Below are 15,895 nucleotides of genomic sequence, written 5' to 3'. Positions count from 1 at the left end.
CACCAGCCCCCCGCCGGTAAAGCTGGAACAGCTCACCGAACAGGACAGGCATCGACCACCCATCAAGCAGAATATGATGATTCGTCAAAACCAGACGATGCCGCTCAGCCCCCAACCGCACCAACACCCACCGCAACAACGGCGAACCCGCCAGATCAAAAGACCGACCCCGCTCAGCATCCACCAACGCCTGAACATCATCCTCAGGCGAAGAGGACGCTGAGACGTCGACGATCTCGAACGGTACTGAAAGGTTGCCGATAGAGATCTGGTATCCGCTCCCCTCAGCTGTCTGGCGGAACCGGGACCGGAGATTGGCGTGACGGTCCAGAAGCCCCTGCGTCGCCTCCCGGAGCCGGCCCGCGTCCAGCACACCAGTCAGCTCCAGTACGAACTGCGCCGTGTAGACATCAGTGCCCTGCTCGTCGTATCCGGCGTGGAAGGCAAGGCCTTGCTGCAGCGGGGACAGCGGAAGAACATCGTCGAGAACAGCACCCTCGACCTCGAGCTCGCTCTCCAGAGTGTCGACGTCGTACTGGGTAAGAGCCACCAGAGGGAAGTCGGAAGGCGTGTGACCACCCGCACCCTCACTCACCGCATCCGCGATCGCCGTCAGCTCCGCGAACCACGCCTGAGCAAGCCGCGCCACCCGCTCCTGCTCCAACACCCCACCGGCCCACGACCACACCGCCCGCAACACCGGACCATCCCCAGCATCCTCCACCAGAGAATTCACCTCGACCACATGCGCCAACGGCATGCCCGGATCCATACCACCCGACAGACCCGCAGCCGCCCCAAGCACGGCATCGACACCGGACTGCCCGACCGCCGAACCGTCACCAGTGGAGAACCGCCCGAGGTAGTTGAAGCCGATCTGCGGCCCCGCACCCGCAAGCTCACCCGCGGTCTCCGGATTCAGATAACGCAACAAACCGAACCCGACACCCTTGTCAGGAACCCGACGCAACTGCTCCTTCACCCGCTTCACCGAAGCAACAACATCCCCCTCCCCCGGCACCAGACACACCGGATACACCGACGTGAACCAACCCACCGTCCGCGTCAGATCAACACCCGCGAACTCCTCCCGCCCATGACCCTCAACATCCACCACCACCGAACCACAACCATCACCACGCCAACCACGCACCGCCCGAGCCAAACCCGCCAACAACACATCATTGATCTCACCGTGAAACGCCCCCGGCACCACACCCAGAAGACGACGCGACACCCCAACCGGCAACCGCACCTCCAACTGACCCGCCGACGAAGCCACATCACACACCGCATCCAACCGCCGCGACCCCAACAGCGGATCAACCACCCCACACACACCACGCCAGAAACCAAGCTCACCCACACGCTCACGCGACTCACCAACCAGCAAACGCGCCCACCGACGGAACGACGTCGCCACCCCACCCAACTCCGGCACACGACCCGCCACCAACGACTCCAGCGCCACACGCACATCCGGCACCAGAATCCGCCACGACACCCCATCCACCACCAAGTGATGCACCACAAGAAGCAGCACACCCTCAACACCAGGACCCCGGTCGAACCACACCCCCTGCACCATCACACCACCCGCAGGACACAACCGACCCTGCGCACCACGACGCTCCGACGTCACCACATCCCGCAACGCCCCATCCGACAGACCACGCACATCAACCCGACACACCAGATCACCCGGCACCCCACCCACCGCCGGCACCGACAGACTCCACTGCCCCCCATCCGACAGCTCCGCCCGCATCCGCAGCACATCATGCCGATCCACGACCGCCCGCACCGCATCCACAACATGCCCCAGCCCCGCACCCACCGGAACCGGCACACCCATCGACTGGAAGAAACCGTCCAGAGCACCGCCCCGCGCACCGAACAACGCCATCACCGGCGTCGCGGGAACATCACCGACCGCCTCACCCGCAGCCTCGACCTCCACAGCACGCGACTCGACCGTCCCCGCCACAGCAGCCAGCGCCTCAACCGTCCGCCACCGGAACACATCCCGCGCCGAAAACACCACACCAGCAGCACGCGCCCGCGCCACCAACTGAATCGCAACGATCGAATCCCCACCCAGATCGAAGAACGACTCATCCACACCCACCGACTCAAGACCCAGAACACCAGCGAAGACCCGGCAGATCGCCTCCTCAACCGCACCACGCGGAGCACGCCCCCCATCCCGCGCAGCAAACACAGGCTCCGGGAGGACCTTGCGGTCGATTTTGCCGTTAACGGTCAGGGGGAAAGCATCCAGGACCACGACCGCCGCGGGGATCATGTACTCCGGCAACCGCTCAGCCACGAACTCCCTCAGAACTGCGGAATCGGGGGAAGCTCCGGAGTTGGTGGGAACGATGTATGCCACCAATTGCTTTCTGCCGGCGGCCTGCCATGAGGTCACCACGCTCTGGGCGACATCGGGGTGGGTGGTGAGCGCCGTTTCAATTTCGCCGAGTTCGATGCGGAAGCCCCGGACCTTGACCTGATCATCCGCCCGACCTACATAAACAAGCTCACCCCCAGCATTCCACCGCACCAGATCCCCCGTGCGATACAACCGCCCACCACCACCGAACGGATCAGCCACAAACCGCGACGCAGTCAACCCCGACCGACCCACATACCCCCGAGCCACACCAGCACCCGCTACATACAACTCACCAACCGTACCCGGCGGCACCAAACGCAACCCCCCATCCAACACAAACGCCCGCACCCCATCCAACGGCCGCCCCACCGGAACATCCGAAACACCCCCACCCAACACATCCATCCGATGACACGCAACAAACGTCGTCGCCTCCGTCGGCCCATACCCATTAACCACCACCAACCCAGGACACACCGACTGCACCCGACGCACCGCCGCCGCCGGCACCACATCACCACCAGCCCACACCTGCACCACCGAACCAAAACACCCCGGGAACTCCTCAGCCATCACCGAGAACAACCCAGCCGTCAACCACAACCCCGTAACCCCACTCGACACAATCAACGACGCCAGCTCCCCAGCATCCACCCGCCCCGCAGGAGCCACCACCACCTGACCACCACTCAACAACGGCACCCACACCTCATACGTCGACGCATCAAACGAATGCGGCGAATGCACCAACACCCGCCCATGCGCCCCACCCGCAAACGCACCATCCCCCACCAACGCCACCACATCCCGCTGCCGAACCCCCACACCCTTCGGCACACCCGACGACCCCGACGTAAACATCACATACGCCAACTGATCCGGGTGCACTCGCACACCCGGATCCGACACCGGACCCGCCACAGTGGCCGCGACATCCTCAGCCGTCAGAACCACCGACACACCCGCAACCCCACACACCCGCTCCCGATACTCCCGCGACCAGTCCGGGAACAACGGCACATACGCCGCCCCCGCCTTCGCGATACCGAGTTCCGCCACGATCAGCTCGATCGACCGCTCCATCCACACCGCGACCAGCGACTCAGCACCCACCCCCTGACCGAGCAGGAAGTGAGCAACCTGATTCGCCCGCGCATCCAACTCCGCATACGTCAAACACACATCCCCGAACTCCACCGCCAACGCGTCAGGAGCACGAACCACCTGCTCCGCAAACAACCCAGAAATCGAACCAGGGCCGACGCCCGGCGCTGTCTGTTCCCATCGCTGAAGGGTTTCCCTCTCGCCCGGAAGCAGCATGTGCAGAGAGTTGATCCTGACGTCTGGGTCTTCGACGGTCTCTCGAAGGACCTTGTCGAAGCGTGCTGCGAGGCCGCGGACGGTCTCTTCGTCGAAGAGGTCCGTGGCGTAGACGATGCCGCCGTCGAGTCCGCCTCGCTGGTCGCCGGAGTCGTTGTGTCCTTGGGTCTCCTCGGCGAAGTGGATGGTCAGGTCGAATTTCGCTGCGTCGGGTTCGACATGCTGGGGAGTGGCGGTGAGGTTGGGGAGTTCGAGGCGGCCGTGCGCATTGTTCTGCAGCACCAGCATCACCTGGAACAGCGCCTGGCTGGCAGCCGACCGTTCCACTCCCAGGACGTCGACCAGACGGTCGAAGGGAACATCCGCGTGCGCGTGGGCACCCAGGTGCACCTCACGTACCCGGTCCAGCAGCTCCACGAACGACGGATCACCCGACACATCCGTACGCAGCATCACCGTGTTCACGAAGAACCCGACCAGATCATCCAGACTCTCATCGGAACGCCCGGCCACCGCCGCACCCACCGGCAGATCCTCACCCGCACCCACCCGCGACAGCACCACCAGCAGCACCGCATGCAACACCATGAACAGCGACACCCCACGCTCCCGCGCAAGGCCCAACACCATCCCGTACAACTCCCGATCCACAACGAACGGCACACTGCCACCCCGCCGCGAAGCCACCGCAGGCCGCACCCGGTCGAAGGGCAGCGCGATCTCCGCTGGCGACCCCTCCAGCACCTCACGCCAGTACGCCAACTGCCGCGAGACCAGACTCTCCGGATCCCCCTCCGAACCCAGCACCCGCCGCTGCCACACCGCATAATCCGCATACTGCACCGGCAACGCATCCCAACCCGGCACACCACCACCACACCGCGCCCCGTACGCCACCGACAGATCCCGCAACAACGGCGCCATCGACCAGCCATCCGCCGCAATATGATGCGCGACAAGCACCAGAACCCACTCGTGCGGCCCCAACTCGAACAACCGCGCCCGCAAAGGAGCTTCAACCGCCAGATCGAACGGCTCCCCCGCAACCGACGCCAACGCCCCGGCAAGACCCTCCCGCGACACCACCTCCACCCTCAGCCCGGCCACCGCCCCCACCAGCACCCGCTGAAGGGGCTCACCATCAACGACCTCAATCACCGAACGCAACGTCTCATGCCGACCCACCACATCAGCCAGCGCCCCACGCAACGCCACCACATCCAGCACACCCGACAGACGCACCGCAACCGGCATGTTGTACGCCGCACTCGAACCCTCGAACTGATCCAGGAACCACAACCGCTGCTGCGCATGCGCCAACGGAACAGGACCAGAACGCTCCACCACCGTCAACGCAGGACGAACAACCCCCTCACCATCAAGACACCGCACAAGCTCAGCCACCGTCGGCGCATCAAACACCGACCGCACCGACAACTCCGCACCCAGAACCCGACGAATACGCGAAACCAAACGCGTCGCCAACAGCGAATGACCCCCCAGATCAAAGAAGGAGTCATCCACACCCACCACCTCACAACCCAGCAAACCCGCGAACAGACCGCACAACACCTCCTCACGCACCGACCGCGGCGCCCGATACACCCCACCCACAAACACCGGCGCCGGCAACGCACCACGATCCAGCTTCCCGTTCGCATTCAACGGCAGCCCATCCAGCACCACCACCGCAGCCGGCACCATGTACTCCGGCAACCGCCCAGCCACAAAACTGCGGAGGGATGCACCGTCGAGGACGGGTTCGGAGACGTTGGAGTCAGCGGGCACGACGTATCCCACCAGCTGGGTGCCATGCCCGGATCCATCCGCCTCGCGGGCGATGACGACTGCTTCGACAATGGCGGGGTGGGCGACCAGTGCGGCCTGGACTTCACCGAGCTCGATGCGGATGCCGCGGACCTTGACCTGGTCGTCTGCCCGGCCCGCATAGGACAGTCTCCCGTCCGCACCCCACCGCGCGAGATCCCCCGTGCGGTACAGGCGCTCACCCACACCGAACGGACTCGCCACGAAACGCTCAGCCGTCAGTGCGGAGCGGTTCACGTAGCCGCGCGCCAGTCCTGTGCCGGCGACGTAGAGCTCTCCCACGGCGCCCGGCGGAACCTGCCGCAGCGCCCCGTCCAGCACATGCACCTGCGTATTCGCGATCGGACGACCGATCGGCAACGCACCCGCCGGCACATCCTGCGGAACAATCTCCGCCCACACACTGTCCGCACTCGCCTCGGAGAACCCATAGGAGTTGAGGAGACGGGCGTCAGGGAAGGTATTCAGGAATCGTCTGGCTGTCGAAGGCGACAATGCCTCGCCACTACTCGTCCAGAGCGCCCGCCCGGCCGTCGTGCCGAGCAGGTCCTCTTCGAGCAGGGTGCTGAGCAAACTGGGAACAAGCGTGATCCTGGTGATTCCGTGCCGTTCGATCAAGGCAGCGAGGTCGTGCGCGGTGCGCATCTGCTCCTGGTCGGCGACGACGACGGTGGCACCGTGCAGCAGCGGGCCGAGGATCTCACTCGTCGATTCACCGAATGCCATGGACGCCTTGGCGCATCCCACTTCCCCGTGCTTCCAGGGAAACTGAGTGTGGGCGGCCTTGAGCCGGTTCACCATGCCGACATGGGTGCCGACGACGCCCTTGGGCAGGCCTGTTGATCCCGAGGTGTAGAAGACGTAGGCGGGACGGGCTGGGGTCAGCTCTGCGGTTCGTTCTTCGTCACTGATCCGATGGGGGGACTGTGCGGCAATCCTGCACTTCGTGTCGTGTTCGTCCAGGACGATCGTCGGAACGGAAGTATCGGGCAGCGTTTTGGCCACCTCACCCGAGGTGAGGATGAGCACGGGCCGGGAGTCGGCGAGCATGAAGGCACCGCGCTCCGAAGGGTAGGCGGGGTCGAGCCCGACGTATGCGCCGCCGGCTTTGGATACGGCCAGCAGTGCGACGACCATGTCCACCGATCGCGGGAGGTACAGCGCGGCATATCGCTCGGGACCGACGCCATGGGCGATCAGGTGACGGGCGAGCCGGTTGGCCTGTGCGTCCAGTTCTTCGTACGTCAGGCGCGTCTCGCCGCATACGACCGCCCAGGCGTCAGGGGAACGGACGACCTGCGCCGCGAACAGTTCGGGGAGTGTGGTGGTGGGTATTTCTGTGGCGGTGCTGTTCCAGTCGTTGAGGGTGTCGCGTTCGCCGGGCAGGAGGGTGTCCAGCTGGGCGAGGGTCTGGTCGGGGGTGGTGGCCAGGGTGTGCAGGAGATGCTGGTAGCGGTCCAGGATCTGCTGTGCCTGCTCGGTGGTGAACGCGGCCGGCTGGTAGTCCAGCCGCAGCCGCATCCCCTCACCGCCCGGCATGACCGCGAGTGCGAGCGGATAGTGAGTGGCGTCCAGGCCGGAGACCACTGCCACGTGAACGTCGGTGGCGGCTTCGGCCCCGGATACCTTGGCGGCCAGCCGGGGGTAGTTCTCGTAGACGGTCAGAGTGTCGAAGAGCTGCCCCGCGCCCGCGAGCTGCTGGATCTCGGTCAGGCCCAGATGATGATGGGCCAGCAGCCCCGCCTGCTCCTGCTGAACCCGCTCCATCAACGCAGCGATCGTCTCCGCCGCATCCAGCCGGACCCTCACCGGGAGCGTATTGATGAACAACCCCACCATGCTCTCCACACCCGGCAACTCCGCCGGACGCCCCGAGACCACCGAGCCGAACACCACATCCTCACGCCCGGTCAACCCACCGACCAGAACACCCCACATCACCTGCACCAGCGTATTCACCGTCACACCCCACGAACGGGCAAGACCCGACAGCTCCCCCACCAGCCCCGCACCCAGCTCCGCCCGCAACCGCTCCGGAACCTCCGTACGCCCCTGACCGAACCCCGGCGCCACCAGCGTCGCCGACTCCACACCCGCCAACACCTCACGCCACGCCAACTCCGCCGCACCCCGGTCAGCACCCGCCAACCACGCCAGATAATCACCGAACGGACGCACCACAGGAAGCACACCAGCCCCCCGCCGGTAAAGCTGGAACAGCTCACCGAACAGGACAGGCATCGACCACCCATCAAGCAGAATATGATGATTCGTCAAAACCAGACGATGCCGCTCAGCCCCCAACCGCACCAACACCCACCGCAACAACGGCGAACCCGCCAGATCAAAAGACCGACCCCGCTCAGCATCCACCAACGCCTGAACATCATCCTCAGGCAAAGAGGACGCTGAGACGTCCAGAACACGAAACGGCGTCTCCACCCGTCCGGGCACCACCTGAACCCACTGGCCTTCAGGTGTCTGGCGGAACCGGGACCGGAGATTGACGTGTCGGTCCAGAAGCCCCTGCGTCGCCTCCCGGAGCCGGCCCGCGTCCAGCACACCAGTCAGCTCCAGTACGAACTGCGCCGTGTAGACATCAGTGCCCTGCTCGTCGTATCCGGCATGGAAGGCAAGGCCTTGCTGCAGCGGGGACAGCGGAAGAACGTCATCGAGAACAGCACCCTCGACCTCGAGCTCGCTCTCCAGAGTGTCGACGTCATACTGGGTAAGAGCCACCAAAGGGAAGTCGGAAGGCGTGTGACCACCCGCACGACCCTCACTCACCGCATCCGCGATCGCCGTCAGCTCCGCGAACCACGCCTGAGCAAGCCGCGCCACCCGCTCCTGCTCCAACACCCCACCGGCCCACGACCACACCGCCCGCAACACCGGACCATCCCCAGCATCCTCCACCAGAGAATTCACCTCGACCACATGCGCCAACGGCATGTCGGCATCGCGACCGCTGGCAAGCCCCAGTCCCGGAACCTCACCATCGCGCTGGAACCGTCCGAGGTAGTTGAAGCCGATCTGCGGCCCCGCACCCGCAAGCTCACCCGCGGTCTCCGGATTCAGATAACGCAACAAACCGAACCCGACACCCTTGTCAGGAACCCGACGCAACTGCTCCTTCACCCGCTTCACCGAAGCAACAACATCCCCCTCCCCCGGCACCAGACACACCGGATACACCGACGTGAACCAACCCACCGTCCGCGTCAGATCAACACCCGCGAACTCCTCCCGCCCATGACCCTCAACATCCACCACCACCGAACCGCAACCATCACCACGCCAACCACGCACCGCCCGAGCCAAACCCGCCAACAACACATCATTGATCTCACCGTGAAACGCCCCCGGCACCACACCCAGAAGACGACGCGACACCCCAACCGGCAACCGCACCTCCAACTGACCCGCCGACGAAGCCACATCACACACCGCATCCAACCGCCGCGACCCCAACAGCGGATCAACCACCCCACACACACCACGCCAGAAACCAAGCTCACCCACACGCTCACGCGACTCACCAACCAGCAAACGCGCCCACCGACGGAACGACGTCGCCACCCCACCCAACTCCGGCACACGACCCGCCACCAACGACTCCAGCGCCACACGCACATCCGGCACCAGAATCCGCCACGACACCCCATCCACCACCAAGTGATGCACCACAAGAAGCAGCACACCCTCAACACCAGGACCCCGGTCGAACCACACCCCCTGCACCATCACACCACCCGCAGGACACAACCGACCCTGCGCACCACGACGCTCCGACGTCACCACCCGGGACATCTCTTCTCCGGTAAGGCCGGACGCATCCACTCGACGCACAAGGCTCTCCGCACGCACCTCGCCAACCGCCGGCACCGACAGACTCCACTGCCCCCCATCCGACAGCTCCGCCCGCATCCGCAACACATCATGCCGATCCACGACCGCCCGCACCGCATCCACAACATGCCCCAGCCCCGCACCCACCGGAACCGGCACACCCATCGACTGGAAAAAACCGTCCAGAGCGCCACCCCGCGCACCGAACAACGCCATCACCGGCGTCGCGGGAACATCACCGACCGCCTCACCCGCAGCCTCGACCTCCACAGCACGCGACTCGACCGTCCCCGCCACAGCAGCCAGCGCCTCAACCGTCCGCCACCGGAACACATCCCGCGCCGAAAACACCACACCAGCAGCACGCGCCCGCGCCACCAACTGAATCGCAACGATCGAATCCCCACCCAGATCGAAGAACGACTCATCCACACCCACCGACTCAAGACCCAGAACACCAGCGAAGACCCGGCAGATCGCCTCCTCAACCGCACCACGCGGAGCACGCCCCCCATCCCGCGCAGCAAACACAGGCTCCGGGAGGACCTTGCGGTCGATTTTGCCGTTAACGGTCAGGGGGAAAGCATCCAGGACCACGACCGCCGCGGGGATCATGTACTCCGGCAACCGCTCAGCCACGAATTCGCGCAGGGCCTGTCCGGTAGGGGCTGTGTCCGCAGCGGCTGGAACCGCGTAGCCGACGAGCTGCTTGCCCGCCGCCGGCAACCGGCGGGCCACCACGACTGCCCGGTCGATCTGCGGATGCGCCTCAAGGGCACCCTCGATCTCGCCGAGTTCGATGCGGAAGCCCCGGACCTTGACCTGATCATCCGCCCGACCTACATAAACAAGCTCACCCCCAGCATTCCACCGCACCAGATCCCCCGTGCGATACAACCGCCCACCACCACCGAACGGATCAGCCACAAACCGCGACGCAGTCAACCCCGACCGACCCACATACCCCCGAGCCACACCAGCACCCGCTACATACAACTCACCAACCGTACCCGGCGGCACCAAACGCAACCCCCCATCCAACACAAACGCCCGCACCCCATCCAACGGCCGCCCCACCGGAACATCCGAAACACCCCCACCCAACACATCCATCCGATGACACGCAACAAACGTCGTCGCCTCCGTCGGCCCATACCCATTAACCACCACCAACCCAGGACACACCGACTGCACCCGACGCACCGCCGCCGCCGGCACCACATCACCACCAGCCCACACCTGCACCACCGAACCAAAACACCCCGGGAACTCCTCAGCCATCACCGAGAACAACCCAGCCGTCAACCACAACCCCGTAACCCCACTCGACACAATCAACGACGCCAGCTCCCCAGCATCCACCCGCCCCGCAGGAGCCACCACCACCTGACCACCACTCAACAACGGCACCCACACCTCATACGTCGACGCATCAAACGAATGCGGCGAATGCACCAACACCCGCCCATGCGCCCCACCCGCAAACGCACCATCCCCCGCCAACGCCACCACATCCCGCTGCCGAACCCCCACACCCTTCGGCACACCCGACGACCCCGACGTAAACATCACATACGCCAACTGATCCGGGTGCACTCGCACGCCCGGATCCGACACCGGACCCCCCACAGTGGCCGCGACATCCTCAGCCGTCAGAACCACCGACACACCCGCAACCCCACACACCCGCTCCCGATACTCCCGCGACCAGTCCGGGAACAACGGCACATACGCCGCCCCCGCCTTCGCGATACCGAGTTCCGCCACGATCAGCTCAACCGACCGCTCCATCCACACCGCGACCAGCGACTCAGCACCCACCCCCTGACCGAGCAAGAAATGAGCAACCTGATTCGCCCGCGCATCCAACTCCGCATACGTCAAACACACATCCCCGAACTCCACCGCCAACGCGTCAGAAGCACGAACCACCTGCTCCGCAAACAACCCAGAAATCGAACCAGGGCCAACAACATCCACCGAACGCCCATGCCAACCCGCAAGCTTGTCGCGTTCGCCGGGCAGGAGAGCATCCAGCTGGGCGAGTGTGGTGTGCGGCGCGTGGGCTGCTTCGCTGAGTATGCGGAGAAAGCGCTGCTGGAGCTTCTGTACCGTGTCTTGGTCGAAGAGGTCGGCCGAATATTCGAAGGCTCCGACGAGCGGGCTCTCTGTTTCGGGTGTTTCGGTGAGATGGAGGGTGAAGTCGAACTTCGTCTGTCCTGTCGTCACCCGCTGGGGAGTGGCGGTGAGGTTGGGGAGTTCGAGGCGGCCGTGCGCATTGTTCTGCAGCACCAGCATCACCTGGAACAGCGCCTGGCTGGCAGCCGACCGTTCCACTCCCAGGACGTCGACCAGACGGTCGAAGGGAACATCCACGTGCGCGTGGGCACCCAGGTGCACCTCACGTACCCGGTCCAGCAGCTCCACGAACGACGGATCACCCGACACATCCGTACGCAGCACCACCGTGTTCACGAAGAACCCGACCAGATCATCCAGACTCTCATCGGAACGCCCGGCCACCGCCGCACCCACCGGCAGATCCTCACCCGCACCCACCCGCGACAGCACCACCAGCAGCACCGCATGCAACACCATGAACAGCGACACCCCACGCTCCCGCGCAAGGCCCAACACCATCCCGTACAACTCCCGATCCACAACGAACGGCACACTGCCACCCCGCCGCGAAGCCACCGCAGGCCGCACCCGGTCGAAGGGCAGCGCGATCTCCGCCGGAGACCCCTCCAGCACCTCACGCCAGTACGCCAACTGCCGCGAGACCAGACTCTCCGGATCCCCCTCCGAACCCAGCACCCGCCGCTGCCACACCGCATAATCCGCATACTGCACCGGCAACGCATCCCAACCCGGCACACCACCACCACACCGCGCCCCGTACGCCACCGACAGATCCCGCAACAACGGCGCCATCGACCAGCCATCCGCCGCAATATGATGCAGAACCAGGAGCAGGACGTATTCGCCGGTGTTCGAGGGGAGGCTGAAGAGCGTGGCCCGGAGCGGCATCTCCCCGGCGAGGTCGAAGGGGTGAGAGGCTGCGGCCGTCAGCGAGGTCGCGAGTTCGTCGGGGGTGACGGCCTCAACGGTCAGCTCGGCAGCCGCCCCCGCCAGCACCCGCTGAAGGGGCTCACCATCAACGACCTCAATCACCGAACGCAACGTCTCATGCCGGCCCACCACATCAGCCAGCGCCCCACGCAACGCCACCACATCCAGCACACCCGACAGACGCACCGCAACCGGCATGTTGTACGCCGCACTCGAACCCTCGAACTGATCCAGGAACCACAACCGCTGCTGCGCATGCGCCAACGGAACAGGGCCAGAACGCTCCATCACCGTCAACGCAGGACGAACAACCCCCTCACCATCAAGACACCGCACAAGCTCAGCCACCGTCGGCGCATCAAACACCGACCGCACCGACAACTCCACACCCAGAACCCGACGAATACGCGAAACCAAACGCGTCGCCAACAGCGAATGACCCCCCAGATCAAAGAAGGAGTCATCCACACCCACCACCTCACAACCCAGCAAACCCGCGAACAGACCGCACAACACCTCCTCACGCACCGACCGCGGCGCCCGATACACCCCACCCACAAACACCGGCGCCGGCAACGCACCACGATCCAGCTTCCCGTTCGCATTCAACGGCAGCCCATCCAGCACCACCACCGCAGCCGGCACCATGTACTCCGGCAACCGCCCAGCCACAAAACTGCGGAGTTCGGTGGTGTCCGGTGTCGCGCCCGTGTCCGCCACCACGTAGCCGACGAGTCGCTTCTCACCGTGGTCGTCGGCCCGAGCGACGACCACGGCCTGAACTGCGGCGGGATGGGCGGCCAGCGCGGCCTGGACTTCACCGAGCTCGATGCGGAAGCCGCGGACCTTGACCTGGTCGTCCGCCCGGCCCGCATAGGACAGTCTCCCGTCCGCACCCCACCGCGCGAGATCCCCCGTGCGGTAAAGGCGCTCACCCACACCGAACGGACTCGCCACGAAACGCTCAGCCGTCAGCGATGGGCGGCCGAGGTAGCCGCGCGCCAGACCTGCGCCGGCGACGTAGAGCTCTCCCACGGCGCCCGGCGGAACCTGCCGCAGCGCCCCGTCCAGCACATGCACCTGCGTATTCGCAATCGGACGACCGATCGGCAACGCACCCGCCGGCACATCCTGCGGAACAATCTCCGCCCACACACTGTCCGCACTCGCCTCGGACGATCCGTAGAAGTTGAGGAGACGGGCCTGCGGAAGTACGGAGTGGAAGCGGGCTGCGACGGCTGGAGGCAGAGCCTCCCCACTGGTGATCCAGGTGGCGTGGCCCGCCGCGGGTCCGAGAAGGTCGCTCTCGAGCATCTCCGCGAGGAGGCTGGGGACCATGGTCATCCGCCGGACGTCGAATTCCTCCATCAGCCTGGCGAGTTCAGGGGCACTGCGAGCCTGTTCGTGGTCGGCGACGATGACCCGGCCGCCGTGCAGGAGCGGTTCGAGGATCTCGCTTGTTCCGTCGAGGAAGCTGAGGGAGGTCTTTGCGCAGACGGTATTGCCGGGCTGCCAGGGAAACCGGGAGTGGAACCATGTGAAGCGGTTGCCCATTCCGGCATGCGTCTCGATGACGCCCTTGGGCGCGCCCGTGGAGCCGGAGGTGTAGATGACCAGTGCGGGGCTGCTGCCGAGGATGGCTGCGGCGGCATCCGGCATGGTGTCCGGCTCGGCACTGAGTGCACTCAGTGCTCCGGGGCCGTCGAGAACGACCGCTGGAACTCCGGTGTCCGGAAGGGAACTTGCCGCCGACTGGGTGGTGAGGGTAAGGCGGGGACGCGCGTCGGCCAGCATGTAGGCGATGCGGCTGGCCGGGTAGGCGGGGTCGACGGGGATGTAGGCGGCTCCGGCCTTCAGGACTGCGAGAAGGGCGACCACCATGTCGGCCGAGCGTGGAAGGTAGAGCGCCACGAAGTCTTCGGCTCCGATCCCCAGAGCCAGAAGGTGATGGGCCAGCTGGTTGGAGCGCAGGTCCAATTCGCTGTAGGTGAGATGCGCATCGCCGCTGTCAAGGGCGGGCGTGTGCGGCGTGCGGCGTGCCTGTGCTGCGAATAGTTCAGGCAGGGTGCCCGCAGGTTGTGGCGCCGCTGTGGTGTTCCAGTCCTGGAGTGCTTCGCGTTCCGCAGGCAGCAGGATGTCCAGGTCACCGAGGGGAGCGCGGGCGTCCGCTTCGGCCAGAGCCGTGAGGTAGGCAACCAGGCGGGCATTGTGCGCATCGAGTTCCTCAATGGTGTAGAGGTTCTGGTTCGCCTTGAGTTCGATCTGCCAGCCGTCGCTGTCGGCTCGGTCGAGGAACTGGAAGGCGAGGTCCTGGGTCGGTCCTATGCCGTGGTAGGTGCCGCTGGCCGGGGCGGTGCCGAAGCGGAGGTCGTAGTCGAAGTTCATGACGTTGACGACCGGGCCTTCGAGCTGCTGCCGGTTGCCTACCAGGTTGAGGTCGCGGCTGAGATCTTCATAGCGGTACATCTGATGGCGCAGCACATGGCTGGTTTCCTCCGCGACATGTCGAAGGAACCCTTCCAGTGTTGCGTTCGGGGCGATCGTGATGCGCAGGGGGACGACGTTGGAAGCGACGCCGGGCACTCGGCGGGCGTCCGCGGTACGCGCGGCGACGGGGAGACCGAGCACGAGCTCCTGTGCGCCGGTCATGCGGTGGAGATAGGCGGCTGTCGCAGCGATGGCGAGCGTGGATCCTCGTACGCCGGTGTGCTCGGCGAGTGCCCGCAGACGGGTGGAAACAGCGGGGGCGAGTTCGACGGAGCGGCGTAGCAGCCGGTGGGGCAGGTGGGGTACGCCGGTAGTGAGGCGGGCTGCTTCGGGAACGTCTGTGAGGTAGCCGCGCCAGAAGCCGGCGTCGTCGGCATACGTGTCGGAAGCACGGTAGGCGACGTGTTCCTGCAGCAGCACGCTGAGAGGGGCGAAGGGACTGGCACCGGGGGCTTCGCCGGCGTGGAGCCGGGTGTAGATCTCTGCGAGCCTGCGTGCCGTCAGTCCCATGCTCCATCCGTCGATGGCCAGGTGGTGAAAGCGGTGGCTGGAGAGGTAGTGGTTGTCCGCCAGTTTCAGCAGTTCTGGCGTGAAAAGGGGTTCGCTGGTGGGGTCGATGGCTGTGGTGAATGCAGCGGTGAGGTGCTGTTCGGCGGCCTTCTGCGGGTCCGGTTCGTCGCTCAGGTCGACGATCCCGATGGGGACGGAGTCGGCGTCGAGGATGTACTGGAAGACCTCGTCGTCGTCGACCGCGATGCGGATGCGGAGTGTCTCTGCCTCGTCGATGACCTGACGCATGGCCGCGCCATACAGGGCGGGGTCGACCGTGCCGCGGATTTCCAGCACTTCGCCGACCGTCAGGACCGGGTTGGCCGGGTCGAGTTGGTGCAGGAGCCAGAGTCCGTGCTGTGGAGCGGTCAGTGAAACTCGATTGCGGGCAGACAT

Annotated in this window: 1 protein-coding gene (cut by a window edge); it reads right to left on the bottom strand. The window is 65.4% G+C overall.

The features are described from left to right. On the bottom strand, positions 1 to 15,895 hold the 5' portion of the coding sequence (locus tag OG584_RS34545; RefSeq protein WP_405783769.1) for an amino acid adenylation domain-containing protein. The gene continues 2,600 nt to the left of window position 1, outside the view; only the first 15,895 of its 18,495 coding nucleotides appear in the window; the start codon lies at positions 15,893 to 15,895; the stop codon falls past the left edge of the window.

The sequence above is a fragment of the Streptomyces sp. NBC_00859 genome (assembly GCF_045161865.1).
Lineage (GTDB): Bacteria > Actinomycetota > Actinomycetes > Streptomycetales > Streptomycetaceae > Streptomyces.
Note: the sequence above shows the minus strand (reverse complement) of the source record. Positions and strands in the feature narration are given on the sequence as shown.